A 26252-nucleotide genomic window follows, 5' to 3' on the forward strand; every position below is an offset into this window, starting at 1 on the left:
TGCAAGTAAAATGAATAGGATTTATGCAAACGCCCGCGTAGCGGACTATTTTATTTTTCTTCATTATCTACTTTACGATTTATAGATGAATTAAACGTCTCTATTATTAATTTCATAGAAATTTATACGTTAGTTTTTTAGAAACTTCTTTTAAAATAAATATAAAATATAATACACATGATCAAAGCTATAATTGACGATATCAAACCTAATTTGATAAATGGGTTTGAATAAACAAATCGTACACTATTTTCTCCATTATCTAAGATCACATACATGTAATTCATAGGTCCAATTCTGGGATCAACTTTTTTACCATTTACATAAGCATTCCAGTTTTCATGATATGGAACTAGTAGCAAAAGTTTTTCTCCTAAAGAAGCAGATGCTTTTATTTCAAATGTGTTTCCACTATAAACTATATCTTCCACTTTTCCATCTGCGTCATTTCTTGATTTGATGAGTAATTCCCTGTCTTCTGGATTGTTTATTGCAAATCTTCCCTGTTCTCCCTCACTTAAAACAAACGCAATGCTCTGAAAGTTTACATTTTTATAAACAAACCAGTTCTGATTATTAAAAGAAACATTTTCGATAAGTTGGTATCCTGTAGGATCAACTAGAGGTTCTTTTGAAAAATAGTATTTGACGCCACTTAATGTATTCATCGTATTATGGCTGGCAAAACCATAGGAGCGCCACTTTAATGATGATTGACTATATTGATCAACAATTTCTTGCGAACGATTATTAATAACGCTAAACCAATAAGACAATCCATAATAATCGTTAATCATTGCTACATTTTCAGGTCGTCCATTTATACCCGTAAGAATATCATTTGATACTCTATACAACTCAGAATCTTTTTGTACTTTAGTTGAAAAGTTTACGGGTGAGTTGGTATAAACTTCAGAATTTTCATATGCAATAAATTCTTTTGTCCAGTCATAACCGTAGCTACTATAAACACCCCATAAATTGATAATAATATTCACAAATACCATCAATCCTGTTAGAGAAAAAATAATATTTATTTTTTTGCCCTTACTTTTATGTTGAGCAAACGCTTTCTCCAAAATCTTTCTGTATTCGGTCAATACATATGCTAAAATTCCGGACAATAAAAAATGAACAATAAATACCCACCTATCATTTGTCTGACCAAAACCATTAAATAGATACCCAGTAATTGGTAATGAATAAGCGACAAAAGTAATTACAAAGAAAATCAAACATTGTAATTTTCTTCTATTGTTAGGTAAAAACAACAATAATACAACTGCCAATAATTCCAGTATGATAATTCCGGACAAAAAATTTGGTGGTTCTACTGCTTGTAGACTAATTAATTTATCAAATTTTATTGAAACATTAGGAATATAATTATTTGAATTAAAAACTATATTTTGAATTGGCTCGCTTTTTCTTTCACTTAAAAAATAACTTTGAAGAGTTGGAAAGAAAAATGGTGCCGCTAAAAGTATACCAACAGTATAAGCAAAAATAGATTTTACTATTTCTAAAATCATTATTCTAAAACTCTTTTTCTGAAACAAAAGTCTTATAGGGAGGTAAAAAGCTAGAACAACTGAAATCATGAATAAAAAATAAAATCCGCATAGGGCAGCGTACATTACCGATACAATAAAAAGAGTAAACTTTTTATTATAAATAATCTTTTCAACACCTAACAAAATCATCGGAGAAAAAATTAATACGGACAACCACTCAACGTACCTTGTTCCACCCATTACGGAAAAGCCACAAAATACATAAGCCAAAGCACTTATATTAACAGCTACTTTATCAAGATTAAAGTTCGATAGATACTTTATAAGTGATAAACCTGACAACCACATCCTAAATACAATCATAAAAGAAAATAAATATGGGGCATTTCTATCATTTACTAAAATCGCAAATATGTTTAATGGATCACCAAAACCATAGTAGTTTAAGGAACCAATTATGTCTTCTCCCATACCAATTGCAAGATCAAAACTTGGAAACTTTAATTGTCCATTAAAAATCCCTAAAAATATTTCTTGGAGGTATTTTCCAGTATAGATGAAAGCTGGATAATACTGTCCTAAACCATCTATATTCCAAACCAAAGATAAGTTTTGACTCCACAGAGGATAGTAACCTATAAGAATTATCATAACAAACAAAATTGTATACACAATAATATCATGATACCTCATACGTGACTTGTTAATTTTTTTCAATAGTAGTACTCCTTTTATCATATTGGTACATGAATATTCCCTAACACATAATATCAGTAAAATTAACACAGTTCAATTCTATTATTAAACTAAAAATATAAAAAAACTCATACTGATTTAAAGTATGAGAGCATTTTTCAATTTCAGTAAGAATGTTAGTAGCATCTTCCACAATGCTTTTAATTCTTTAACAGTCCCATCAATCTACTCCTTATTTTTTATGATTCTATGTACAAGCCCGCCGAAGTGGGCTATTTTTGTAGATAAAAAAATCCACTCTTTGCATGAGCAATTCTAAAATCAATTAAATTACCTCACCTTTTACCTGATCGTTATGTGACAATTCTGTAAGTTGTATTTTTTTACCCTGAGTGCTATTTTTTATTAAAAGAAACTTATTTCAGAATAAAAGGTGAAAAAAATGTCGACCGTAACCGCACTCACAATTGTTGTCCCTATTTATAATGCTGCAGAACATTTGACTCGATGCATTGATTCAATTACTGCGAATACGTTTAAAAACTTTGAGTTACTATTGATTGATGATGGATCAACTGATAATAGCTTAGAGATCCTAAAAGAAAAAGAAAGAGAAGATTCAAGAATAAGAGTTATTACAAAAATCAATGAAGGTGTATCTAAAACTAGAAATCTTGGAATAAAAGAAGCGACCGGGAAATTCATAATGTTTATAGATAATGACGATTATATTGAGAAGGATTATATTCAGACGTTTATTGATAATTGTATCAAGAACGATGCTGATTTGGTAATCGGTGGTTATAAGCGTGTGAACAAAAGCAAAATCATGTTTTCTGATTTTCCACGGGATTGTGATTGGGGAAAGTATGTTATTCTTGCGCCGTGGGCAAAAATTTATAATCGCCAGATTTTGATAGACAACAATATCTTATTCTTAGATTATCCAATTGGTGAAGATGTTTACTTTAATTTAAAAGTATTCAGCAACACCAAAAAAATAGTGTCAATTGATTATGTCGGATATAATTGGTATTTTAATGGCCACAGTATCTCAAATACTTGTCAAAAAGGTTTTAATAAAGATATTGATATTCTTTTCTTATTAGATAAGTTAATTGAAGCTGCACATGGTCAATCAGATGCCTACTTAAAATACTTTATTAAGCGTTACTATGTTTGGTTCCTTCTATTCTCAGGAAGACAGGCTCATAGAAATGATTTTATAATTGAACATAAACGAATAAAGAAATGGATTTCTGACAGGAAATTTGATAGTACACTCAACCCTTTATCTAATGATCTAAAAGGTGAGGGGATAAAAAACAGGTTAATAATTTTCGCTTTCCGTTTACTCGAAAAATCGTATCTAATTCCTCTTTTTTCTAAGTTTTATTGTAAAGGAACTATCGACTACAAATCAAAACAAATAATTTAATTGAAAACTTTCTTTGTCCTATTAATAATAAAAAAATCGCCCACTCTTTTATTTTGAGTGGGCGATTTTTTATGCTTCTGTTGCTACTTTGCGGAGATACGCAACTTGAACTGGATCTGTGTGAATCCAAGTTTCATAGCCTGCTTTTTCCATCATCGCTTGGATTTTCTTCTAGTCGCCTTCTGTTTTCACATGAGTAAATTTGTTTCCTGTCAAAAAGTAAACTTTCGGATCATTTTGATTTCTAAATAGTAACATGGTTTCTCCTACTTTCTTTGGTTGAATTTGTGGTGTGTTTGCTTGTGTGTTGTTGCTTGTATTGCTGAAAACTGCGTTCTTGAATCGTTCGAACTCGCTTGGTTTTGCCACCCAAGGAGCTGGACAGTTTTTGCCTGTTACGTCAAAGTGGCGCCAAATCTTCTCTCTCGTAATATGAGGATAAATGGCGATCAATTCTTTAACGGCCTTCACAGCATTTTGGAATGTCTTTTCCGTAATGTTTCCATTCTTGTCTAGGCACATTTCAACACCGATCGTTGAATAGTTGGCGTTGCCTATCTTAGAATACAGCGGACGATAGCGTGAACCATCTGCATTGTATTTGCTAATTTCGTTGGCGTGATACGCAACTTCATTCAAGGGAATGATACAGAGTGCTTCAATATCATCTACAAACAGTTGAGCAGAAGCATAGATTCCTTTTAGATTATTAAAATAGTTCTTGTGATTGCGTGCGGTGCCACCATTGTTGGCGGTGTAGTGCATAACGATACCATCAATACCGTTATTCCTGATACCTGGTCTTGAGTACTCATTAATATTGATATACTCGTATTTGATGAAACTCATATCAATCATCCTCTCTAAAAAAAGAAGCAGCCTATCGGCTACTCCTTCTTTTCTGTAAATTCTTGGCCATCGCCATATTCTGGAACATTTTTACTATCCAGAGCTTGGGTTTCAGATTGACCATCACCATAATCGATTTTGATTTCTGTTACTTTAGATTTTGGATTTTCATTACTATCTTGTAATTTAGTTAGTCTTTCTTTTACCCAGTTTGGAATTGGAATCCCCAGTTGTCCAAGATTTTCAATAATTGAGATTCCATAAACTGCGATATAGAAAAAGACGAATGCGGTCGCAAACGTCTCGAGATTCATAATCTTTAGGTACGGATAAGCAATGATCACTAAGCACACAACTAGCATATGCTTAACAATGCCAAGTAATCCTTTTGTACTATTAGCGTCTTTGATAAATACCCCTTTGCAAAGTCCTGTCACGATATCTCCTATCACTACCCACAAGAACAACTGCACATATCCATTTGTCAGCAACCCCCGAAATTCATTCAGTAACACACCATTATCAATAATCACCATATATACCACCTTTTCTATTATTTAAACAAAGTCCGCGTTCCAAAAACTCTTTCATTCTGTTTTCCCCCAACTGAACATATGCCACCTACTTTCCAATAAATTAAAAGAGCAACCTATTCTGGTTGCTCTTTCGTAAATGTTTCTCCGATTTTTTCCTGAACTAGATTCAGAATGAAAGATAGATCCAATTCATCTTTACCAATATTCACTTGACCAGAAAAAGACTGTACATCTCCTGCCTTTCCGTCGACATAAACAGTATATCCCTTTACTTGTTTTTGCGCGTCATAATTAAATGTAATACTTGCAATATTCATCGTTTCACCTCCCCTATATACTAACAAATCTAATCCCTGATAGTGAGATATAAGTCACACCACTGTCTGCGGAAGCTACCATCAAATCACCATTTAATTCTACTTGTATACGACCAGATCGACCAGAATTTGCCCCACATAAAAAAAGTTCAAGCATTGAAGCAGCATAAGGAATCGACCCGATTCTTCGTCCGGTTAAATCGAAATTCCCACTGGACGGTCCCACACGACCTCTCAACTGGACTTCATAACTACCATCTATAAGTCTAATTCTCCGATATTGAGGAGTGGCCCCTTCTATTGTGACAAATCCACTTGCTAATGGAATATTTACCCAAGGTGCCGGATTTAAAGCGGCCGCTGGCAAGTAACCACCGACTCCACTTTCAACCATGTATAACTTCCCTTGTCCTAACTGTGTTGTTCTAGCCGGTGCAGAAGAACTAGCTTTGTAGGTATCAACAAATCCTTGGACACGATCCATTGTGGTCGTCCATGTTGACCCGTCCGAACCGGTTCGTGCAATAGTCACATTCCCATCTTTCATAGTAGTAGTTCCAGTATAAGTTACACCAGAATCTGTATAGGAAAATGTATTTACAATCTCTGCTCCTTCTAACCTTTTGAACACCCCATTCTCAGAAAGAATGTTGGTAGCAAGTAAGTTATCAATAGGCATCCCCCACATACTCCAAACAGTTCCGTTAAACACTTTAATGATTTGAGGAGTGACGCTGCTGTCTTGCCATAAAGTTCCTTTTGTTGGATCGGCAGGTGCTGTATCAGAGATAACAATCGCATCTTTCCCTTGTTGAGCGACAAGATAGAAATAAGCACTGTAGGTATTATCCGTATATTTGAACCTTGTTCTTGTCCACATATACCAGCCCGCTTTAGGTGTGGGTCTTGTCCCTGACCATCCAGACGTTGGCGGAGTTGTTCCATCTTGAGAAATAGCATAGCTGATTTCCTCTGCAGTAACCCCTTTGCCGGGGTTCCCTGTTGCCCCTTGTAAAGATAGAGCGTAAGAAAACTGCTTCGTAAATGTTTTGCCATCAGCTGTGATTGTGATTGGCACGGTACCGCTTTTTGATACTAATGCGGTTGTAGCTGTTAATGTGATTATTGATCCACTCACACTAGAGGAGAGTCCTGTCGGCTTAGTTCCTACAGTAATGCTAGTAGGCGTAATTTTATTGATGCCTTTATATACGATCACTTCTGTTGTTGTTGATCCAGCCAATGCTGCAGTTGTTGATCCCGCAAAGGTGTAGGATTCGTTCGTAAGAAACACAGTATAAGCATCTGATCCAGGAGGTCCTTCTCCACCGTCTTTGATTCTAGAAATGGTGAATACATCGCTCACAGTCGAATCAGCCGCCTTGATGGTGAATGTATCAAATGTCGCAGTAACTGGATTAATCGTAACCGTATTACCTGATCGAGTAACACCAGTCGGCACAGCTGAACCAAAATTCCCACCGTTTAGACTATACGTCCAATTTGAGATAGCGGTGTTCACTGCAGTTCCGGTCACAGCAAAACTAGAAGCTGGAGTGATCTTTCCATCTTTATCAACTGTGATCGCTTGTGTTGTTCCTGATAAAGAAATGAGTGGTGCAGGATCACCTTTATCACCTTTGGAACCTTTCGTCAATGACCACGTATAATCACTTGGCTTTTTACTATCTGCTTCCGTAAAATCAACATACTGCCCAATATAATCCCCACCGTCTTCTCCGCCATTTCCCGTAAAAGTCAATCCGCCATCATTCGAATATTTGATATGCAGATATGACGTCTTTCCGTCTGGTCCTGGTTCTCCGGGAATACCAATACCAGAATCGCCTTTCGTTTGTTGCCACTTATAAACGCTTGGACTAGTAGGTGCAACGTTCGTTTCCGTTGTAGCATAACCAGTATATTTAGCATTTGCTGGATCTGTAGTCATTCCTGATCCATCGGCATTCTGAGAGTATCTTATCCATAGATAAGCACTCTTCCCATTTTGACCGGGTTGTCCGTCAAAATAATCAACATTTTTTACCGGTGTATAACCGTCTTTTCCTTGTGGTCCCATGAATGGTTTCCATGGTTTGTAATCGTCAGGATTGTCTGAGCCTTCTACATTCGTATCTGAATAGAATCCTTCATATTTAGGATAGGCATTTTCGTAGTCTTCGGATGGAGATGGAAGCCAACCTGAATCAACATCGGATATCAAAAATCTGAAATTAGTGATTTTTAGAGTGCCTTTCAAATTATCAGCCCTAAAGCCAAGATTTACAGCTACTGCCGTACTCGCCAACCAAGAAGCTGCAACCGAGGTTATAAAAGATGAAGTTCCTTTTTTATTAGTATTCGTCACAGTAAAAGATTCTCTATTCGCGATAGAGTATGGTGTATTTCCAAATTGAGGAAGGAAGGTGCCTGCAACGTCATCTCCTAGAACTTCCCAATCATAAGCAATAACCACAGCATCTCCCAGTTTGGCAGGAATATTTTTAAGAGCACCGAAAGAAAAGCGATATGGATACATACCTTGATTAGCTGAGTTTGTTCCAACTAGCGATAAAGGTGATATACTACCAACTATTAAATTCTCATTCGGATAAATCTTGGTAAAGGTACCGTCTGCCATCAAATATCCACGATGTGGATAGTAGGTTTCACCGGGTTCCCCTTTTTTACCATCATCAATATTCGTGACTGTCACCTCAGCGCCACCACGCACGTTCCCCGAATCGTCTGCTACTTCAAAACGAAAGACTGCCTTTTCTTCGATATCTGCAGCATTGATCGTCACTGTCTTGGTATTTGAAAACAAAGTGCCATCTTTATACCATTTCAGACTAAAGGTATCTGTTACATCCTTGATACCATCTCTAACACGAGCAGTTAATGTGGTACTGCCGAATCCATTTTTGAAAGTAACTCCATCACTAGTGATGATTTCATTCGTAAAGACTTTATTTGCTTCTATCAATGCTTGAACACGAGTAAGCAGAGTAGTATCCACTTCTGATTGTAGAATCTGAGCATTAGTAAATTTTGTTTGGTTTCTATTCGGCTCATCAAAATAAATATCTTGTTCACTTACTCGAACAGATAAATTCAACGCCGGCTGATACTCTGTATTCAAAGCCCTGACTGTATCGCCGATTCCAAGATATTCATACGACTTTATTGTTACTGTAACTTCCACCTGTGATAGTTTTTTCAACTGTGCTAATGCTTGACCTGCTAAGGTGTTTTGGTTTTTAGTTTCATAGGACCAATTCTTTTTGATATACCCTTCGCCATTCATTTTTGCAATAAAAATATTTCTTGCTTGAACAGCATAAATTATCGCGGAAGCTTTAGGACTGTAAAAAAGTTGATTGCCATCCTTATCTCGTTCATCGATTTCAATACCCGCTATTGTTAAACCATCTGTTCCGATCGGCTTAATGGCAGTTTTTAGGTTATCAATGTTATCTTTCACTTCGATTGTTTCAACATTGTTCCCCCACTCAAGAAGAACATCCTGTCGATTATTTCCTACACCTTGGTTTTTATCATCATTCGCTTTGTACACATTCAAAACAATTTGAGATAGGCCCCAGTGCTGATTCAATTGCGTCACAAACTCAATCTCTGCATCAAACCTCGTTGCTAAACTAAACAAGCGAGCAAGAAGATCATCTTCGCTACTTTCCCATTCTAATTGCAGTTTTTTGTCCGCTACTTCATTGATCCCCATAACCAATGGATTGTCACCAGCAAACAAAAAGACCTTGAGATATTCCTCAAAGGTCATCGCTTTTGCGGCTTTATATTCAGAAGCATCTTCATTTCGCAATTCCAACGTCAGGCTGTCAGCTTGTACGGTAACATACTTCTCATTTTTGACCATATCCGTAATATCAAAATGATAGGCAGTGTTTTTATAAATAAAGGAGATCTTGTTTCCAACTTTAAAAAATGGCGATATAGCAGATTTTTGTAAGATGGAACATCGAAAGAATGCAGCAGTACCTAACAAATAGGTATGTAAATTCCCACCTTCATATTCATCAGTCACACAGAGCAATTGGTCTTTATTATCTAAGATTGCGATTAATGGACGTTCCATTCTAAACAAACCTCTTTTCATACGTCCCGGTTATTGTCGGCGGAACGGTAGTAAATGGAGAATAGGGGAATTCAATATGATTATTACCAGGTACAAGATACGGAAAATTACTACCAGTGATAAAATCTTCAAGTGTTTGGATTCCGTCTCGATAGATCATGTTCATGCCATTTTCTTTGGTGATAATCACATCCGATCCAGCTGAGAATCGATTAGGTAAATTCTCCCAATACTGTGATTTCAAATCTGCAACCAACACATCCCTAAGTCCCATATTAGGAACAGCTTGTTGCGGTGTACGATCTGCATATTGACCAGTATAGAACTGGACTCGTTTCACTTTTTTTCCTTTTAAGAAGGGAACATTGACAGAATGATAGCCGCCATTCCAGAAAAACGTGATCTTCTCGCCTTCTTTTCTCAGATCAAACATATTTCGATTATTATTTCTTGCTTGCGATCCATACGGGTTTGGAGGCAACCAATAAGAAGGAGTCAGTGGGATACTTTTATAAATCTTTGTGCCAGCTCCTTCATTAATCAGAAAATACACAGTAGCACTATTTCCGTTCTTGTCTCCTTTGGAAATTGCCATGCCTGCCACAAAGAGATTATTCTCGTCAACATAGGTTAATGTCCATTGACCAGTTTGCCCCATTTTTCCTGTTTCAAACCATGCCCTTCCCCACAAGTACGCACTTTCAATCGGATTCGGAAGAATCAATTCCTTGGCCGTTCCGTACCATTTTTTTGTACCTGATTTCTTGGCATCCGCTGGGATACCACCCATCCATCCGCCATACGCAGTCGTTACAGGCATCTTGGCAACAATCGCCTTCTCTTGGTTCTCATAGAATGTCGTCGCATCCGTCCAATTGCTAAATACGCCGCCATCCTTTCCGATAATGATCTGCGCTTTTTCTCGAATCTCGCCATCTGCTTCATCAACATAACCAAGTTGTGTTAGAAATGTATTTTCATCATCATGCATGCCAATAGCACCTAAAAATCCAGTTTCGGCATTATTATGGATTGTAAGTGTTAGCGGGGTTTTCTCTGTTCCTTTATAATCAATATCCATCGCAAGAATTCCATTGGAATCAACTTTCGCGACTACACTATCCAGTGAATTATTATGAGCAACTCCATCAGTAATTTGGAAAGTTATAGTTCCTGTTCCATAAGTTTTTTTATCATCAAAACTTTTATCACCTTGAGGTATAGCATAATAAAAGAGATTCGGTTCATCACCAAATACTAATTTCCGAGGTACTTTAGTATTCAAAACACCCGCTAATCCTCTTCTCTTCTCTATCACATTACTTTTTATAAAAAAGGACATCTTGATTAAGGCTTCCTCATTTGTACTGGAAACAAAAGCGTTACCAGCCTCACCAAAAGATTTTGATTCAATTGTGGTTGAAGGTCCAATCCCTCTGTCTAATGAGGTAATCTCGTCTATAAAAGAAGATAGGTCAACCTCACCAAAGAACACCGGTATTTTCATAACTTACCCCCTATTTCTATAAACTTTGTTTTCCATAATTTCTATACGATCATTTTCAATTTTTACCATTGGTGCTAAGATAGTTCCAGTCTTTTGACCATCTAATAACACTGTACCCTCTATAGTGATATACATAGGTTCATTTTTCTTTTGAGCGAGTGCGCCATCAGCAATAACTCTTTTAGCGGTATAGTTTCCATCAGATATAGTTTTAGATACATCCATTTGAAGTGTTTTATTAGAAAATGCATCTATTTCATCAGCAATAAAACTACTAGAAATACCTGCTGCCATACCTTTTACTGTTGCCTGTACATCTTTAAATTTATCTTTTAATGACTCGTTAAACCCTCCCATTATTGCTTTACCAGCTGGTACTAACAATTTTCGGTCATAAGAAATCGGTCCTTTGTGTTCTTTGATCCAATCTGCAATTCCTCCAACGAAGTTCTTTACTCCTTCCCAAGCAGCTTTTAAACCTCCTAGAAAGCCTTCCATTATCGCAGACCCTGCACCACTGATATCTATATTTTTCAGTCCGTTGATAACATTTTTTACATTATCAATAATGCCTGTTACTTTTGATCCAACGCTTGAAAATATGTTCCCCATAGCACTGAATCCAATACCAACTGTCGATAATACAGATTTAATGATATTTCCTGCAGCTGAAATGACTGATCGAATTGCGCCCCATATACTAGACATAACTCCACTTAATACACTCCCAGCACTTCCTAAGCCACTAAATACGACACGAATGCCGCTAATTGCACCTGATATCAAACTTCCTGCTATAGAGATAGCACTTTTTATATTTGACCATGCACTACTAAGAATAGAACTTAATGATCCCCCAGCACTGCCTAAATTTGTAAAGTACCCAATGACAGTTCCAACCCATTCGGCAACAGTTGTTAATGCCGGTACACAGGCTTTGAACGCTTCAACTAGCCACGTAATAACTGGCGTTAAAAATCCGATTGCACTTGTGATCATGTCGAATGTCGCAGAAACACCCATTAGAATTCCTTTGAAAACTCCTCCTAAAAATGCACCTACAACTTGTAAAACAGGCATCAGCGCACTAGCCAACACAGTGACGATAGGCTGAGCTGCATTCCACATTTTTACAAAAGAATTGACGACCATATCAATAGCAGGACTAACAATTGTCATCATTGTGCTGAAAGCATTCGTTATAGCAGGAATGATTGCAGAGATTACTGCTTGAAGCCCACTAAAATCAAGCTTAGTAAAGGCAGTAGCAATTGTGTTAATTATTGGCGTAAGTGTAGATACCACTGTTTGAAATAGCTGTGGAAGTTGACCAAAGGCTGTTTTAAATGCTTGAATTATTGGATCGATTGCGCTTCGAACGTTTCCTAACAACGTTGATAAACCTCCATCGATCCCAATTCCTAACTGTGACAACAATGCTTCCCCACCTTCGAGAAACCTTGGACCAGCTTCTTGAAATAGTGTAGAAAACACTACCGGCAGACCTTTCAATATATTACCGACCATTGGAATGAAGTTGTCGAATAAAAACGTTGAAGTGGTTTGTGCTAATGCTTGAAGAGAAGGAACTATATCACGTCCCAATGAAAGATTTCCAAGCACATTAGAAAACGCTGATTTCATTGAAGTAAAAGACCCGCTGAATGTTTCTGCAGCTTCTTTAGCTGTAGTTCCAGTAATTCCTAATTCTTCTTGAACAGCATGAATCGCAGTGTACACATCACTCAAATTGTTAATATCATATTTAACACCGGTTAATTTTGTAGCATCTGCTAAAAGTCTTTCCATTTCTGTTTTAGTTCCGCCGTAACCAAGTTTTAAGTTGTCAAGCATAGTATAGTTTTGTTTCGCAAATCCCTGATAGGCATTTTGAATATCCCCCATATTTGTGCCCATTTTATTAGCATTGTCGGACATATCAACCATTGCCATGTTCGCTTTATCGGCAGCCTTTTCAGTATCTCCGCCCATAGATTGCAACAAACTTGCACTGAAACTAGTAACATTCTCCATATAATCGTTCGCCGATAATCCAGCCGTTTTATATGCTTCATTGGCGTACTGCTTTACCTTATCAGCACTGCCCTTGAAAAGAGTCTCAATCCCTCCTAATGACTGTTGCAATGCGGCACCCTCTGACAAAGAAGCAGAAATGCCTTTAGTTATAAGTTCGCCAATTTTAGCCGCTGCAATAATTCCACCAATCGCCGTAACTAGCTTACCGCCAATTAAATTTCCAGCACTTGTTCCTGCTGCATCAGCTTCACCAGACAATTGTTTTGTTATGGATCCACTAATTCCCTTGGCAGAGGGCATGATTTGTACAAAAGCTTGTCCTAATTCTGTTGCCATTATTCTTCACCCCCATTCGTTGAATCTCCAATCAGTTGTTTTCTCATACGAGTAAAATCCTCACCAGAATCAAATACAACTTCCTCTCTTTCGTTCATGTTATTTCCGACTAATTTAGAAAGAATCGATTCAGGCTGGTTTTTTCCTTTTTGGCCATCTTTTGTTTTTGCCCAAACCAAAAGCCTTAAGTTATCGTTTATTCCCGCTAATAAAAGAGTATTCAGCGGAATTTTTTGCCCACTAAGCTTTTGCTTTATTCTAGATTCATCTCTAAGTCCACATGAAAAAACAGCTACCTTAGAAGCTGGCAGCTGTTTGTAGTCATATATTTTATAGGTTTCGGCTAGATCGCATATCAATGAACTCTCATCGATATTGATCATTCCGGCGAGGATTAGGAGTTTTTTGTTTGATCTTGATTTTGAAAAATATTTCCAAGTTCTTCAACCATTTTAGCAGCAGGAACAATTCCATCTTCATCTCGAACGTGTTCTTTCAAAGCTGCTGCCTGTTCTTTTCCTAAAAGAAGATTTAAAGCTTTCGGCGCAACCACAGGATTTTCATCTATTTCACCAATAACTTCTAAGAGTTCATAATTATCTAATCGTTTTTCTTCGATAGAATATTTGAATCCTGAATTTGTTTCCCCTTTAATCATTGTCCTGAACCTCCTGTGCTAGCTGCTGGTTTCTGAATATATTCGAAGTGAGTATTTCCTTCATCATCAGACGGAATAGCAGTAATAGTTGTTTCATAACCTACTGCATCAGCATCAGTGTAACTAATTTCTCCGATTTCCGTTACTTTTCCGTTTGGGATAACAATTCTTTTAAGAATCCCGCCTTTTAGAATCATGTCTGCAACTAAGACGTGTTCTTCAAGTTCTTTTGCGTTTGCTTTAATTTCAATTCCAGTATCAATTGTGCCCGTTACGTTTGTCGATCCATAGACTTCTTTCAAGACTTCTGGATTTAACGCTTCAATCAAAGTGTAAGTAAAGGTATCTTCTTTCTCTGTTTGAGGACTTGCAACAGTATCCCCACCCCAGGCTTTAATATTTTCAGAAGAAGGTGTGTTTGAGTTTGTCATACCATCTTCTGAAATATATCCCAAGCTTTTGAATGCAGCATTTAATTCAGTTGTTGCATTTTTTGGCAATGTAGTTCCCAATGGAGCCGAATAGATGGCTCCTCCCACTTTTGGTTTAGCAGTTGATACATTTTTTGCATCTGACATGTTATTACCTCCTAGTAATGAGTGATATCAAATACTGCTTGATATCTGTACTCTTTTGTTGTTGTGTCCGTGTAGTTATAATCACTATTCAGCTTAATCCTGCTGATCTCATCCAGTTTGATCAGATCTTTTAGAACTTCTTTCAACTCAGCATTTAACAATGCGGCTTCATACAATGTAGGTGCATAGCTTTGAAAAGCATATGTTGAAGACGAAATATGATTGTTTGCACCGCTACCAGTCTTTTCGAAAAGAACATAGCTTTCTGGCATTTTCCCTTGTTTTTCTAAAAAAGACGTTACAGATAAATGACTATCAAGAAAATTCTTAATCACAATTTCAATCATTTATCTCACCGCCTTTAAAAGGGTATTATTTTTCATATTGTCTTTTTTTGCTTGGTATGTATCCGCATATACCATTGCATTTGCTCTCGTTTTACCTACATAAATATCTTGTTTGTAACCTTCGCCAGCTCTATTTCTCACACCAGTTGCTTTCTCTTCTAATACATCTTGCATCTGATTAGACTTCATTAGAGATGCTACTCCACTTCGGTTTAACTTGAATTTCATCTTAGCCATAACGTTCCACCATCACTTTCTTATTCCAATCAAGTGGGATTAAGTTTTCGATACCCTCTGTAGGAAAACCAAAGGTGCGCCAGCGTTTACCAAAGAATTTTACTTCTTTGTCTTCCCAATCATTAGTATCTCCTTTCGGAATTGCTAACGTATACACAGCTTTTTTTCCAGTTAAAGTAAGTTGGTTGACAATATCATCAGAGGAAGTAGGAGTGACTAAGACATTTTCAACATCAATATCTGCTTCTTCGTAGATTGGATTCCCGAATGGATCAGTTCCCGTTTTGGTCAAACCCACCAATTGAATTGTTATTCCTTTCAAAAGTGCCATAAGGTTCAATCACTCCCATCCGTTGCCGTCTTAAACCAAGACGGCTCAATTCGCTGTTTTTAATAAATAATCCGCCTCCTGGCACAAGGTACGATCCAGAAACGGAATAACCCAATGCTCCTTCTGCATACTGGGTCATTGGCTCCTGATCAGTTGATGTCATTAGTGTTCTAGCTACAACATCAACAGTTACCGATTTGACAACATTCAAAAAGTAATCAGGCTTCATACTTATCATGTTATCTAAATCTTTTCCCACCTTATCTGCTTCCATTCGCAAAGAATCAGAAACAATATTAAGCAATTCAGTAGCTCGCGTGATTTCTTCTGGCTTAAGGGCACGCCATAGGTTTGACAAATCATCAATAGTTGCAAAGGCTGCCATGATATCACTTCCCTTGCATCATCAAATCGTACAATTCTTGCTTTTTAGAGCTAGGGTTATACTTGATGCCAAATGCATCTAATTCCTGCATGATTTGCTTTTTAGTAATGCCTTCTAATCCAGCCACTTGTTCATCTTTTTCATCGGCTTGTTGTTCTGGAGCAGCAGCTGATGTTTCAGCATCATCAGCAGTATTTTCAGTTTCTTCTTCATTAATCGCTTTTGGTCCTTCATCAGTTTTTGGCTCATCTGCAATTAAGACCCAATCGCCACCAGAAACAACACAAGGGCTACTAAAAGTAACCCCTGTTTTTGTGTTTTTATATTTCATTATTCTCCGCCTCCTGCTGGTTTAATCACACGAGCAAAACTACTAGGATCCATAATTCCCCAACCCAAATATGTCTCAGATCGTAAATATACTTGATTGTACCCTTTCAAATCATTTCCCGAATTATCCGGATCACCATACTCAATAACTTCTAAAGGAATCTCTTTTGCAAATCCCCATTGGAAGTAATTCGCAAAATCTCCAATGATTGCCACATCATTTGAACTGGCTGAAACAGTATTATTGATATCCGCTTTCAATCCATTAATTGATCCTGGATTAGCACCCCAAGCAAGTTCAGGGAATAAGCGGATGTTGGTATCTCCACCTGTTCTCATATTTGCTAAAGCTGCTGAAAATTGAGGGTCTGCAGCAAGCCCTGTAACAATTCCTTCTGAACCTTGAATTAAAGAAACAGCTGCTTCAATATTGGTATCTGGATCAGAAGCATCAAATTCCACCGTTTGAGTTACTTTGCTGTCAAAATGATTTGTACCAATAACTGTTGAAGCTGCTCCTGTTCTTGGGTTGATACCATGGAAAGCCATCAGGTCAACACCACGAGCTAGTTTTTTAGCATAACCTTCATTGAACCCCTTAATAACTTCAATCTTCTTTTCATCAGAAGAATACATGAACTCATCTGAAACACGAGCGCCATATTCGACTTTAATAGGTACCATTTTGATTGGCGCTAAAGAAATACCACCATGTGATTTCTTGCCATTTTCTGCTACAATGTCAATTTCTGAATCCATTGAGAAAACAAATTGCGTTGTACCATCAAACGGGATCGCTTCTTGTTGAGACAAAATAGCCAATGAGCTTTTCCCTTTTACTTTGTTGATTAAATCAGTAACTAGTTCTGGATCAAATAAATTTCCTCTTGATAATGTTGGCATAATATTATTCTCCTTCTTGTGTTAATCCTTGGATTAATTTTTTATATGCACCATCTTTACCTTCTCCTAAATTATTTTCAGTATTTTTCAAAGGTGGCGGTGTTTGTTTCTTACTTACTAAACCAGCTAGCCGTTCTGCATCAGCCTTTATACTTTCTTCATCTGAACCGATTAAACGATCCGCTAAATCAATGGGTAATCCATTTTGTAATGCAATTCTTGTACGCAAATTCACTGTTTCTTTCTCAGCGATTTGTTTATTAAGATCAGCTATTGTTTGCTCATGAGTCTTAGCGGCATTGTTTGTTTCTTCGATTGTTGATTTCAAAGCATCTACTTCTGTTTCTAATGCAGCATTACGTGTTTTGATCTCATCGTAATCAGCAAACTTCCCTTTTTCACGACTCAATCTCTCCTGAATAATACGGTCCAGTTCCTCTTGTGTTTCAATTGCTTTGAATGTCATAATACAAACTTCCTTTCTCCTGCTTGCCCGGCAGTTCGGTAATTTTGCGTATTAAAAAACGACTACCGATAAATAGTCGTCTAATACCTTTTTTGTTGTTTTTTCTTGGGCTTTTTAATACTACAAGCCCAATGTGCTAATAGTGCACTGTCCATTAAACAGATATCTCTATCTTCAAATTGCGATTTATAACCAAATCCACCGTTGCTACCTATATTGCGTTTCTCACTGTTCGTAACTACTGAACTTAGAGATGGCTGATCTTTGTGGCAAATTGTTTGTTGAAATATCCCTTGTTCCCATAATGAATTGGCAGTAATGATTTCTGATACTTTTGGAAGGATTGGCGCTTTAATTTTAAACTCTTCCATTTCTTTAGTTAGGATATTTTGACCTCCAGCACCGTCAATGACCACTGCATTTACGTTAGCTTTTTTCAAGAAATTAATGATCCATTGATTGCCATTTCTTACAGACACACAATCAATTGCTTCAACGAATATTTTTCCGGATAAAGTTTTAACTGCAATACTCATTGCAACATTCTGTCCATCATTCCCATACTTGATACCAACATACAACGGTCCTTTCAATACAGGCAGAGCTACTACTTTCAACCTTGACCAATCACTAGCAGAAATAGCAGATTTTTGATTGTACTTAGGCCAGTATCCTAAACGCTGTACGTTGTGATCGAGTTTGTCATCACCAAGTTCCGCTTCAATCTTTCGTTCCGTCAAATGATATCCCAATGAAGGATTGGAATTATACCAAGCCTCGACATCATGGATATCTTTCATATCCTCAACTGACCATTCGGCCCATCCAGAATATTTCGATTTACCGAATAGCGTAGTATCTCGATAACCTGTAAAAACGGTACCACTAGATACAGGAGTTGGTGGCGTACCACACATAATCGTCATAGGGTTTTGACTGTCTGTCACGGTATACTTCAAAGCTGATTCTTGCTCAGTAGTGTATTCTTGAGCTTCATCGATCACAAGCAAGTCAAATCCTTCCCCAAGCCCACCACTAGATGTTCTTGTTCGGAATTGAATCACGCCGCCAGTTGTGTATAGCTCCAATCGTTCTTGACCTTTAGCTTTGATTGAATTGAAGTCCTCGCCCTCAATATATCCTGTGTCTTCAAGTAATTTTTTTACTTGTTCATATGAAGCGTGAGACGTACTGATTCTGTGAGCCGTATGCAAAATACTTAATCCTTCTTCTAAAGCATCTAACTCAATAATGTAAATAACCTCGGTTTTACCGTTTCTTCGTGGAATTGAGAAACCAAACTTTTGATGAATCCATAAATTATCTTCATCAATAGCCAAGATAGGTTCAAGCATACTAATTTGCCAATCATAACAATTGCGCCCAGTTCTTTGATATCTTTCAATCGCTCTTTGAGATACAGATCTATCATATGGAATAATTACCGATTGAGTAGGATGTTGATTACCAAATTTCACTTTAGTAGTCATAAACTATCCCCTTTCAATCTCGATCATGCATGATAACCCTGTCGCTGGGAGATATTGGATTACGCCTCCTTTCTCAAATTTATATTTTTTCTAGCTTGAATTTTCTGTTCCTTTTGTGGATCAGTCCAAGCTTTTGACCATACATTTTGTTTTCGACCATCACCCGGTTTATATTCAACTATACATTTACACCTTTCATGCCTTCGATAAATATCATCTGGTAAATCATAATAATCAAATGAGCCAGCTAAACTTTTACACCAATCACAAGCATGTCCGACTAAGGTTCTGTTGACTCTTGGCCTTAACCCAGATTTCGCATGAAAATCTACATTTGCTTTAATAACATCATCAACAACACTTTGACTAAAATTTACGATCGGTTCTCCTAATACCCACTTAACAGTATCGAAATCTTCTGCTGCTGATATCTTGTTTACAAGGCCATTCACCCTGTCTTGGTTGAAGTCAGATTTCTGTCCTTTAATTTTAATTGCAGCTTCTTTGTTTAACTGCTCTTGAACATCAACAGCAAAATTTGAAATCAAATCGTAATTATTTTTCAGCGTTTCATTAAGCAACCGATCAGCAATATTAAAATACATTTTCCCGTCAGGAAGAATGTCAATGCTGATATTGCTGCCTAATACATTTGCTAATATTTCTCCAATTTCAATAGCAAACTCATTTACATTTTTGTATGTGGCCTTACGATTTTTGAGCAAAGAAAAAGCAGACTTCAACTTCTGACTATTGATTGTCTGCTCACTAAATTCATTTTTAATTTTTTCAAGTAATGCGGGAACAATGTCGTTATCCATTCCTATCGCCACCTTTTATTCCAGTTAAATCTCTGATTGTTTCACTATTGATATATCCTGGAATCGCTTGATTCAATTTAATCGCACCATCTCCAATTAATGTTAATGAATTGGCATCAGCTTCAAATAATGGTTCCCACTTAGGAATTGTTTTTGCAAACTGATATCTAAAATACGGGTAGTCATCACGTAAACAAGCAGCAATAAATGCTACGTTCAATATTCCAGATCCTAACGATCGTTGTGCTTTACGTCCAGCTAGCCTTAAATTTTCATGACTTGCCCGAATCGCTTCAACCGATGAGGGATTATCGGAAACAAATCCCAAGTCATCCAATGTAAGTCCTGTTTCACCAGCGAATCCAGCAGCTGCAGTTTTTAATTGTTCTGTAAATGGAGTCATACTAGAAGTCGTGAACTGTCCCACTGTTGGAGCATTACCACCTTCTCCAACTGTAAATTCGAGCATCGCTGAAATGGTTGCCTTCCAAGTATCCAATGGTTCTGAATCTTGATCTGTTCCTAAAACATATTTTTGCGGAAATGAGTAAAATTCTGCGGTGATATCTGCACGTTCTAATGTACGTTTTGCGTATGACTGGTAATACATACCTGATCGTGTAATACGAGAACGACCAAATGGCCGAACTGCATCTGGCCGATGAATTACCGGCACTAATAATGGATAATCAAAACTATGTTCGATAGGTTCATCCGGTATATTTTCATCAGCATAATAGTAATGAGTTATACCAGGTAGAAAATATGCTTCAATAGATGGATTTCCATCTTTATCTCTTTCGAGAACTGCATACCCTTCCGTTAGAAGTCCTGTAATTGGATCAATAATCCCCGTTGCATTGCTTGCTTCAATTATTTGCAATCTAGGTATTTCACCTTCACCCTTTGAAATATAGACGAAAGAACAAGAAGCAATCAAAGATGACAAAACCAAGCTATCAAAAAAAACATCCGGGTTATTTGCTTCAAAAATTTCGTTTACCTCAAAGTCATCATGTTCAAATTCACGAAAAACTAAACGATCAGCCAAAGAATCTACTCCTTTGGCACACCATCCTAAAACTGATCGATATCTTTTTCTTATTTCAGGTGGAATTGTGATGCCAAAGCTTGATTCATTTTTTTTCATATCGTATTGTCTATACCTTAAATCAACACGAATTTTATGTGTAGCTAGCTTGTTTCTTAGGTAATCAATGCCATAAATTTCCATTATTTCACTCCTTTCGAAAAGTCGCGCGAGAAAAAATGTACAGTGACGGCGTGAAGCTCGGCCGCCAAGGCGGAGGGGTACCCATCCCCCCTTCTCTTTTCGCTCGTATCAGTTTTGTATTTCTTTTTGATATGATTGTATCTAAATTATTCAACCGCCATAAGAAGCCCAATCAGCGCTTTGTGGAAGGTTTCTGTTTCCCACAACTTTCGGTGCCTCATCTTTAATTGAATATAACTTGTCAGACTTCTGTCGGTTGCATGTCCAATGAGCCAGTTGTAAGTTTTCGATGCTTGATGGATGACCACCTTTATTGATTGGTACAATGTGATCCACTACTGGACTCAAAGGATGCGGTGCCTTTAGTGTTTTATCAATAGGCTTACCGCAAATGCCACAAGTGTTGTGGGTTTTAAGCAATACCTTTTTGTTCTTCTCAAATGCTACCCGGTGGGATCCTTGTCTGTCCGCTCTTAAAGCCATTGTATAAGGGTCCTTTCTTTAGGTGGTGGGGTACTAAAACATTTCAATGTTTATAGATTTAAATGCAGCTAACAACTTAGGGAATTGAATTGCAAGCCAATCTACTAATTCTTCATCTCTTCCCCATTTGCTGTTGTGATCTAAACCCGATTCAAACAAGATTGCATGAATAATCTCATGTCTTATGGTTCTCTTTTCATAATGCTCCATAGCCTGCATGTTATTAGGATCACCATCATCAATGGTAGCAATGAATATTTCTTTAGTAGTGAAGTCAGTGATCCCATCAGCTCCACTAATGAAAGGTTTATCGAGTTCTGTTGTATCTTTGTAAATTGTATACTGCGTTCCTAACACATTCACTTTGCTAAACTCTTTCAAGTGATTTCCTCCTTTAATTTAATTAAATATAAAAAGACAGCACTAGCGAATTTTGATTTGAAGTGATTCACCTCGTTTCAAAATAATGTGCTGCCTTTCTATTTATTCAAAGAAGTTTTGCGATAAGGAGCTTTCCTCCATTCGGTTTATGATTATGTGAGTAGCCATAGACCATCTCTCGTTTCTTCTACGCTATTAATATATTCTATATTAATCAAGTTTAAAACTAGAATTAGTAGTGCAACTTTTGTGCAACTTTTCTCGATGATCTTGCAATGATATCTTCATCTTAAACTTATTTTTGTTTAAAATATACTCATCAACAAAATCAATTGCTTTTCTTAATTCAGTATGTTTCTTTTGAATATGTGATGTACTGTAGTTAAGATTTTCGGCAATTTTTTCTAAAGTCATTCCTTCAACATATTTCAAATACATTATTTGATTGTCTAATCCCTTAAACGATTTTATCAATAGAACCATTTCATTTAGTTGTTCTTCTAGTAATTCAATCTCTTCTTCAATTACTTGAATATTCTCTTCTAAAGAAGCTGACCTTGAGTTTTTTTCAAGACGGACGTTTGCTAAATCACCACTGACCCACCGTTCTAATTCCAACTTACTTTTGTTAAGATTCCATTTCATGAAGAGGATCTGCTCTTCTAAATCTTGATAATTTTTAAGCCATTGAAACCTCACAAACGCCACTCCTTTTATGGTAAAATAATCTTGCGTTGGTCACTTTCCAAAAAGGAAGTGGCTTTTTTTATTTACCTTCCCTCTCGTCCATCTTTTTTCCAACAATTACTGCAACGACCATTATCATTACGAATCCTGTGAAACCTAAAACTGCAACTGTCATAATCATCCTCCACTTTCCATCGCATCTCGCACTAGCGGATCATTTATAATAATCTTGTACTTCAGCTGCTCATACTGCAGTTGCTCTTGAAGTTGTTCAATCTGCTTCTGTTGATCCACAATTGTATAGGATAGCCAACTTAGACCTGCGATCGTCAGCAGTATTATGATGATGGATAGACTATCATTCATTTTCTTATTCCTGTTCTTAATCTTCGTCATCTATATATTGACCTTCTTCCAAAATACTATATGCCGTAGTTCCATCTGCATTGTCAGTTTCTCCGAGGCAGTCATCATCTAAAAAAGCAACATATCCTGTTGGATAGAGAGTTACGCAGTCTTTGTGATAATATTAATCATCCACTTCTATTACTTCATCATCCCATTTGAAATAGTCGGAACATGCTTTACATTTTTCCATAGTTACCTTATCCCTCCATTTATTTATCGCTGACTATAAAATCATTAAATAAAATATTTTGTGATATAATCCATTAAAAAAGGTGTGATAATAATGGTTAAGATAGGTGCAAATGATAATTCATTTAATCTTATCAGTATTAATGTTGATGCTGAATCTATAAATAATTTACCTCTTGCACAAGTTGCAAATGCTTTGTTTAATAAAGTATTCTCTAAACCGATCGAGTATCAAATCGTTCGAAAAGCGGAATTAAAAAAATTAGAAAAAGACGCTAATAAATATTTTAATCAAACTCCTGATCAATACAGAGACAATTCAAAATTAGGACTTACTCTTAAAACTATAGAAGATTCTCAATATCAGCTATCTAGTGATGATTTAAGAGAAATGTTTGCTCGACTAATTGTAAAAACAATGGATAGTAGGTTTAACACTGAAATCCCCCCTGCATTCTCTGATATATTGAAGAACTTATCTATTGATGAAGCTGCTCTTTGTAAAAGTATTTTTTCACTGGAGCACAATGTTTTACCACTTTTCGAGATAAAACTTTCTAATTATGAAAGTTTTTCCCCAATGGATTTGCTTACCGATAATTCTGCTTTTGAAATGCCAATAAATGATACTTATTTGATTTGGAGTAATAAGGTTGAAGAAATAGATAAACTAACTATTTCTTTGCTTGGAAGATCAGGCATTATTGAAGACGCCTTTTATTTTAATGAATCACATGCTCCTGGTCTTTCTCAAGCGGAAAAAATTAAACAAACTGAACATTTTCATTTAATAGCAAGAAACTTTCAAAATTTCGGAGACAGTTTTTCTAAAGATGAACCAAAAATCGTACTAAAAGAAAGATACGTTAGATTTACTCCGCTTGGAAAGAAACTTATGGACCTTTGCCTTAAAAATTAGCTGAAACAGTTTTAATAAAAGGGCGTATCGCTTTAGCAATATTAAAGCTCCTCGTAAAACAATCCTTTAACTATTTATAATGAGATATGTCTGAAACTACATTCCGGATACTAGAATGTAGTTTTTTATTTCGTCGAATAACTGACTTGGTAAAATATAAAATATGTTACAATACCTAAAAGGAGGTATTGCTTTGGGAACTTTTTTAGCTTTTATTTGGTATATTTTTATAGGATTTATGCTTTATGGAATCATCAGATTGGCAGTTAAACACGGAATTTCCGATTCCAAAAAAAATAATTTATGATTCTGTTGCTACTCTTTTAGGGTAGTTTTTTTATTTCCACAATTTTGGTGGATAACTGACTAAACCAGCGATCCGTCAACTGCCAATAATGTCGGTTCATTGTCATTAATACAATCAAAAACTTGCACCTCTGCCTCTTCACTACCGACTGGCTCCCCTGTTTCTTCACTCACTGTATTCGCAACTTTTGTGACCGCATCTGGCTTTTCAAGTTCCTTCATACTAGCCATAAAATCTTCTTTATCTTCTACGTCACACACTACTTCTTCATAAAATCCAATACATTTTTCTTCATTTTCAGCTGCTACAATTGCAAAATACGGGTTATTAATTTCAAAAAATCTCATTTTTTATCTTCCTTTCTAGTTTGCTATTTCTGTCGTTAGTTGACTAACCATTTTCTTTCAGCCGTGCCAAACCATAGCCAATCTGTGTTGATGTTTAGATAGTTGTATACAAGATAAGCTAAATCCAAAGTGCCTGCATTTTCCATACGACAATATTCCAAGAATTCACGCATTGCTGGGGCATAGTGTTCTGGTACTATAGCCCAATGATTCATAAAGCAAAGAAATTCATTTAGCTTCTGAACGTTTTCTGCTGTTTCAGGAATTAGAACATACTCTAATTCTTCTCCGCTGGCTGAACATTCCAAAACTTCAAACTGATTAAGAAATGGGATTACTTGAGCTTCAAGCCTGAACATTTCATCTTTTTGTTTTTGTATTTGGTTTGCATCAATCATTCTCTGTCCTCCTAGTTGGTAATATCTTCCGATTCTGGAATTATTTCAGGTCACTGGACTTAACGAAAACACCATTGACCATCTTTCCAGTCCGTCCTTTGATTTCGTCATAAGTAAAATTCAAACATTCATACAAGTCCATATCATTTTGCATTGCCAAGATGATCAAGGTTACTACTACATCGCCAATACCATCTCTTAGTGAATCTCGATCGTTTCTTGCTAATGCAGCTGCAACTTCACCAGTTTCTTCGACAACTTTCAACATTTGTTTGCTAGAATCTGCTTTATCCAATCCTTTTTCTTTTGACCATTGTTCTACTAATTCAACTAACTCATTCATGAATTTCCCTCCAATTATTTTGATTAATCGTAATCAACCCCATCGTCAATGGTTCCACTCCAATCCTTATAGCGGTAAGTCCTTCCTTGTTTATCTTCATGACCATAACGTAATAAATCGCTCATCGTTCGATTTGCTTTTTTACACTTCCGACATACGTCTTTCCGAGTACCTGTGAAAATCACTTCGCCTTTGTAAAGAACCTCTACAATTCGCAAATGGGATTGCTCACCTCTCCAGAGTTCAACACGTAATGCTTCTCGCTCGTCCTCAATTAATGGATTAATCTCTCGATCATCAAGGTTAGATAGATAAAGTAATCGTTGTAGTTTTAAAGCACGTTCTCTGTGACGCTTCTTTTTTTCATGTTCTTTCTGCTTCATCGCCTGTTGGTTCTGTTTCATGTTGATCATCTCCTGCATCTGCTGGCTTATACACATATTCATAAGGTTCCCACTTCTTATTTCCGAGAAGGCGATAGTACTTCCCTGCAAGTGTAATAATAAAATGATAGGTATCTGCCTTCTCCGGAACGTAACATCTTGCATAGTATTGACGGTAATTCTTGGGATTGTTAGAAAAATACTCAACCGTCCATCCTCGTATCTCGCAAAACATGGTGAATTCGACACGTGCTACTTTGAAACTGGTTATTCTTTCATCCAT

Annotated in this window: 30 protein-coding genes and 1 pseudogene; 2 read left to right on the forward strand and 29 right to left on the reverse strand. The window is 36.6% G+C overall.

Translation table 11 applies throughout. The features are described from left to right. Positions 1–137: 137 nt before the first annotated feature. The gene (locus tag IGI71_RS11940; RefSeq protein ID WP_230209404.1) at positions 138–2231 is read right to left on the reverse strand and encodes a YfhO family protein; all 2094 of its coding nucleotides are present in this window, start codon (positions 2229–2231) and stop codon (positions 138–140) included. 421 nt (positions 2232–2652) lie between these two features. Here IGI71_RS11940 and IGI71_RS11945 point away from each other — a divergent pair, with 421 nt between their 5' ends. Then, a complete protein-coding gene (locus IGI71_RS11945) occupies positions 2653–3648 on the forward strand; it encodes a glycosyltransferase family 2 protein (protein ID WP_154694537.1) in 996 nt (331 codons plus the stop codon). A gap of 171 nt (positions 3649–3819) precedes the next feature. Here IGI71_RS11945 and IGI71_RS11950 read toward each other — a convergent pair whose 3' ends face one another. From IGI71_RS11950 to IGI71_RS12060, 23 genes and pseudogenes are all read right to left on the reverse strand, one after another. Further along, positions 3820–4497 (reverse strand): peptidoglycan recognition protein family protein, encoded by a 678-nt coding sequence (locus IGI71_RS11950; protein WP_430615749.1) that lies wholly within the window; start codon positions 4495–4497, stop codon positions 3820–3822. A gap of 167 nt (positions 4498–4664) precedes the next feature. Further along, a pseudogene (locus IGI71_RS11955) lies at positions 4665–5033 on the reverse strand (phage holin family protein); the annotation flags it as partial. A gap of 113 nt (positions 5034–5146) precedes the next feature. Further along, positions 5147–5350, reverse strand: a complete 204-nt coding sequence (locus IGI71_RS11960) for a hypothetical protein (RefSeq protein ID WP_154694540.1) — start codon at positions 5348–5350, stop codon at positions 5147–5149. Between the two features lie 13 nt (positions 5351–5363). Then, complete coding sequence (locus IGI71_RS11965) at positions 5364–9464, reverse strand: phage tail protein (RefSeq protein WP_430615750.1); 4101 nt, start codon at positions 9462–9464, stop codon at positions 5364–5366. 1 nt (position 9465) lies between these two features. Then, positions 9466–10971 carry a distal tail protein Dit gene (locus IGI71_RS11970; RefSeq protein WP_430615751.1) on the reverse strand — a complete coding sequence of 502 codons (1506 nt, stop codon included), beginning with the start codon at positions 10969–10971 and terminating at the stop codon, positions 9466–9468. A gap of 3 nt (positions 10972–10974) precedes the next feature. Next, positions 10975–13344, reverse strand: a complete 2370-nt coding sequence (locus IGI71_RS11975; RefSeq protein ID WP_413135681.1) for a phage tail protein — start codon at positions 13342–13344, stop codon at positions 10975–10977. Then, on the reverse strand, positions 13344–13727 hold the full coding sequence (locus IGI71_RS11980) for a DUF5361 domain-containing protein (protein WP_118215262.1): 384 nt from the start codon (positions 13725–13727) through the stop codon (positions 13344–13346). Before IGI71_RS11980 ends, IGI71_RS11975 begins: the two co-directional genes overlap by 1 nt. Positions 13728–13738: 11 nt before the next feature. Next, the gene (locus IGI71_RS11985; protein WP_086295611.1) at positions 13739–14002 is read right to left on the reverse strand and encodes a hypothetical protein; all 264 of its coding nucleotides are present in this window, start codon (positions 14000–14002) and stop codon (positions 13739–13741) included. Beyond that, complete coding sequence (locus IGI71_RS11990) at positions 13999–14580, reverse strand: phage tail protein (protein WP_413135682.1); 582 nt, start codon at positions 14578–14580, stop codon at positions 13999–14001. The genes IGI71_RS11985 and IGI71_RS11990 overlap by 4 nt, the downstream gene beginning before the upstream one ends. An 11-nt stretch (positions 14581–14591) precedes the next feature. Beyond that, the gene (locus IGI71_RS11995) at positions 14592–14927 is read right to left on the reverse strand and encodes a hypothetical protein (protein WP_118215264.1); all 336 of its coding nucleotides are present in this window, start codon (positions 14925–14927) and stop codon (positions 14592–14594) included. Then, complete coding sequence (locus tag IGI71_RS12000) at positions 14928–15164, reverse strand: hypothetical protein (protein ID WP_413135683.1); 237 nt, start codon at positions 15162–15164, stop codon at positions 14928–14930. Further along, complete coding sequence (locus tag IGI71_RS12005; RefSeq protein ID WP_413135684.1) at positions 15157–15495, reverse strand: hypothetical protein; 339 nt, start codon at positions 15493–15495, stop codon at positions 15157–15159. The genes IGI71_RS12000 and IGI71_RS12005 overlap by 8 nt, the downstream gene beginning before the upstream one ends. Then, positions 15437–15880 carry a phage Gp19/Gp15/Gp42 family protein gene (locus tag IGI71_RS12010; protein WP_041120514.1) on the reverse strand — a complete coding sequence of 148 codons (444 nt, stop codon included), beginning with the start codon at positions 15878–15880 and terminating at the stop codon, positions 15437–15439. The genes IGI71_RS12005 and IGI71_RS12010 overlap by 59 nt, the downstream gene beginning before the upstream one ends. Positions 15881–15884: 4 nt before the next feature. Beyond that, complete coding sequence (locus IGI71_RS12015) at positions 15885–16211, reverse strand: hypothetical protein (RefSeq protein ID WP_413135685.1); 327 nt, start codon at positions 16209–16211, stop codon at positions 15885–15887. Further along, entirely contained in the window at positions 16211–17113 is a 903-nt protein-coding gene (locus IGI71_RS12020; protein ID WP_413135686.1) for a phage major capsid protein, read from the reverse strand. The genes IGI71_RS12015 and IGI71_RS12020 overlap by 1 nt, the downstream gene beginning before the upstream one ends. Before the next feature lie 4 nt (positions 17114–17117). After that, on the reverse strand, positions 17118–17579 hold the full coding sequence (locus tag IGI71_RS12025) for a capsid assembly scaffolding protein Gp46 family protein (RefSeq protein WP_142964707.1): 462 nt from the start codon (positions 17577–17579) through the stop codon (positions 17118–17120). An 80-nt stretch (positions 17580–17659) separates the two neighbouring features. Beyond that, positions 17660–19069 carry a DEAD/DEAH box helicase family protein gene (locus IGI71_RS12030; RefSeq protein WP_413135687.1) on the reverse strand — a complete coding sequence of 470 codons (1410 nt, stop codon included), beginning with the start codon at positions 19067–19069 and terminating at the stop codon, positions 17660–17662. A gap of 59 nt (positions 19070–19128) precedes the next feature. Continuing rightward, positions 19129–19890 carry a hypothetical protein gene (locus IGI71_RS12035; protein ID WP_413135688.1) on the reverse strand — a complete coding sequence of 254 codons (762 nt, stop codon included), beginning with the start codon at positions 19888–19890 and terminating at the stop codon, positions 19129–19131. Beyond that, positions 19883–21124, reverse strand: coding sequence for a hypothetical protein (locus IGI71_RS12040; protein WP_430615753.1), 1242 nt, complete (start codon positions 21122–21124; stop codon positions 19883–19885). Before IGI71_RS12040 ends, IGI71_RS12035 begins: the two co-directional genes overlap by 8 nt. 150 nt (positions 21125–21274) lie before the next feature. Continuing rightward, positions 21275–21607, reverse strand: a complete 333-nt coding sequence (locus tag IGI71_RS12045) for an HNH endonuclease (protein WP_413135690.1) — start codon at positions 21605–21607, stop codon at positions 21275–21277. A gap of 33 nt (positions 21608–21640) precedes the next feature. Continuing rightward, positions 21641–21988 carry a hypothetical protein gene (locus tag IGI71_RS12050; protein WP_142964702.1) on the reverse strand — a complete coding sequence of 116 codons (348 nt, stop codon included), beginning with the start codon at positions 21986–21988 and terminating at the stop codon, positions 21641–21643. Positions 21989–22198: 210 nt separating this feature from the next. Then, a complete protein-coding gene (locus IGI71_RS12055; RefSeq protein ID WP_413135691.1) occupies positions 22199–22687 on the reverse strand; it encodes a hypothetical protein in 489 nt (162 codons plus the stop codon). Between the two features lie 165 nt (positions 22688–22852). After that, entirely contained in the window at positions 22853–23041 is a 189-nt protein-coding gene (locus tag IGI71_RS12060) for a hypothetical protein (protein ID WP_413135721.1), read from the reverse strand. A gap of 325 nt (positions 23042–23366) precedes the next feature. Here IGI71_RS12060 and IGI71_RS12065 point away from each other — a divergent pair, with 325 nt between their 5' ends. Continuing rightward, positions 23367–24191, forward strand: a complete 825-nt coding sequence (locus IGI71_RS12065; RefSeq protein WP_413135692.1) for an Abi-alpha family protein — start codon at positions 23367–23369, stop codon at positions 24189–24191. 366 nt (positions 24192–24557) lie between these two features. Here IGI71_RS12065 and IGI71_RS12070 read toward each other — a convergent pair whose 3' ends face one another. Genes IGI71_RS12070 through IGI71_RS12090 form a run of 5 tightly spaced genes read right to left on the reverse strand, consistent with a single transcriptional unit; the run spans position 24558 to position 26252 of the window. Continuing rightward, a complete protein-coding gene (locus tag IGI71_RS12070; protein ID WP_242691847.1) occupies positions 24558–24845 on the reverse strand; it encodes a hypothetical protein in 288 nt (95 codons plus the stop codon). A gap of 35 nt (positions 24846–24880) precedes the next feature. Then, entirely contained in the window at positions 24881–25243 is a 363-nt protein-coding gene (locus IGI71_RS12075) for a hypothetical protein (RefSeq protein WP_430615755.1), read from the reverse strand. Between the two features lie 40 nt (positions 25244–25283). After that, positions 25284–25586, reverse strand: coding sequence for a MazG-like family protein (locus IGI71_RS12080; protein ID WP_413135694.1), 303 nt, complete (start codon positions 25584–25586; stop codon positions 25284–25286). A gap of 23 nt (positions 25587–25609) precedes the next feature. Further along, positions 25610–25990: a hypothetical protein gene (locus tag IGI71_RS12085; protein WP_413135695.1), complete on the reverse strand. Its 381-nt coding sequence runs from the start codon at positions 25988–25990 to the stop codon at positions 25610–25612. Continuing rightward, positions 25950–26252: a hypothetical protein gene (locus IGI71_RS12090; RefSeq protein ID WP_413135696.1), complete on the reverse strand. Its 303-nt coding sequence runs from the start codon at positions 26250–26252 to the stop codon at positions 25950–25952. Before IGI71_RS12090 ends, IGI71_RS12085 begins: the two co-directional genes overlap by 41 nt.

This window comes from Enterococcus sp. DIV1279b (assembly GCF_050531515.1).
Taxonomy (GTDB): domain Bacteria; phylum Bacillota; class Bacilli; order Lactobacillales; family Enterococcaceae; genus Enterococcus_D; species Enterococcus_D casseliflavus.

Coding starts and splice junctions, on each gene's coding strand:
- IGI71_RS12090 (WP_413135696.1), bottom strand. CDS start 26,252: ATGGATGAAAGAATAACCAGTTTCAAAGTAGCACGTGTCGAATTCACC.
- IGI71_RS12015 (WP_413135685.1), bottom strand. CDS start 16,211: ATGAAATATAAAAACACAAAAACAGGGGTTACTTTTAGTAGCCCTTGT.
- IGI71_RS12005 (WP_413135684.1), bottom strand. CDS start 15,495: ATGGCACTTTTGAAAGGAATAACAATTCAATTGGTGGGTTTGACCAAA.
- IGI71_RS11960 (WP_154694540.1), bottom strand. CDS start 5,350: ATGAATATTGCAAGTATTACATTTAATTATGACGCGCAAAAACAAGTA.
- IGI71_RS11965 (WP_430615750.1), bottom strand. CDS start 9,464: ATGGAACGTCCATTAATCGCAATCTTAGATAATAAAGACCAATTGCTC.
- IGI71_RS12065 (WP_413135692.1), top strand. CDS start 23,367: ATGGTTAAGATAGGTGCAAATGATAATTCATTTAATCTTATCAGTATT.
- IGI71_RS11985 (WP_086295611.1), bottom strand. CDS start 14,002: ATGATTAAAGGGGAAACAAATTCAGGATTCAAATATTCTATCGAAGAA.
- IGI71_RS12035 (WP_413135688.1), bottom strand. CDS start 19,890: ATGGATAACGACATTGTTCCCGCATTACTTGAAAAAATTAAAAATGAA.
- IGI71_RS11945 (WP_154694537.1), top strand. CDS start 2,653: ATGTCGACCGTAACCGCACTCACAATTGTTGTCCCTATTTATAATGCT.
- IGI71_RS11980 (WP_118215262.1), bottom strand. CDS start 13,727: ATGATCAATATCGATGAGAGTTCATTGATATGCGATCTAGCCGAAACC.
- IGI71_RS12045 (WP_413135690.1), bottom strand. CDS start 21,607: ATGGCTTTAAGAGCGGACAGACAAGGATCCCACCGGGTAGCATTTGAG.
- IGI71_RS11995 (WP_118215264.1), bottom strand. CDS start 14,927: ATGATTGAAATTGTGATTAAGAATTTTCTTGATAGTCATTTATCTGTA.
- IGI71_RS12030 (WP_413135687.1), bottom strand. CDS start 19,069: ATGACTACTAAAGTGAAATTTGGTAATCAACATCCTACTCAATCGGTA.
- IGI71_RS12075 (WP_430615755.1), bottom strand. CDS start 25,243: ATGATTGATGCAAACCAAATACAAAAACAAAAAGATGAAATGTTCAGG.
- IGI71_RS12040 (WP_430615753.1), bottom strand. CDS start 21,124: ATGGAAATTTATGGCATTGATTACCTAAGAAACAAGCTAGCTACACAT.
- IGI71_RS12020 (WP_413135686.1), bottom strand. CDS start 17,113: ATGCCAACATTATCAAGAGGAAATTTATTTGATCCAGAACTAGTTACT.
- IGI71_RS12025 (WP_142964707.1), bottom strand. CDS start 17,579: ATGACATTCAAAGCAATTGAAACACAAGAGGAACTGGACCGTATTATT.
- IGI71_RS11975 (WP_413135681.1), bottom strand. CDS start 13,344: ATGGCAACAGAATTAGGACAAGCTTTTGTACAAATCATGCCCTCTGCC.
- IGI71_RS12070 (WP_242691847.1), bottom strand. CDS start 24,845: ATGAGATTTTTTGAAATTAATAACCCGTATTTTGCAATTGTAGCAGCT.
- IGI71_RS11990 (WP_413135682.1), bottom strand. CDS start 14,580: ATGTCAGATGCAAAAAATGTATCAACTGCTAAACCAAAAGTGGGAGGA.
- IGI71_RS11950 (WP_430615749.1), bottom strand. CDS start 4,497: ATGAGTTTCATCAAATACGAGTATATCAATATTAATGAGTACTCAAGA.
- IGI71_RS12010 (WP_041120514.1), bottom strand. CDS start 15,880: ATGGCAGCCTTTGCAACTATTGATGATTTGTCAAACCTATGGCGTGCC.
- IGI71_RS12080 (WP_413135694.1), bottom strand. CDS start 25,586: ATGAATGAGTTAGTTGAATTAGTAGAACAATGGTCAAAAGAAAAAGGA.
- IGI71_RS12085 (WP_413135695.1), bottom strand. CDS start 25,990: ATGAAACAGAACCAACAGGCGATGAAGCAGAAAGAACATGAAAAAAAG.
- IGI71_RS12000 (WP_413135683.1), bottom strand. CDS start 15,164: ATGGCTAAGATGAAATTCAAGTTAAACCGAAGTGGAGTAGCATCTCTA.
- IGI71_RS12060 (WP_413135721.1), bottom strand. CDS start 23,041: ATGAATGATAGTCTATCCATCATCATAATACTGCTGACGATCGCAGGT.
- IGI71_RS11970 (WP_430615751.1), bottom strand. CDS start 10,971: ATGAAAATACCGGTGTTCTTTGGTGAGGTTGACCTATCTTCTTTTATA.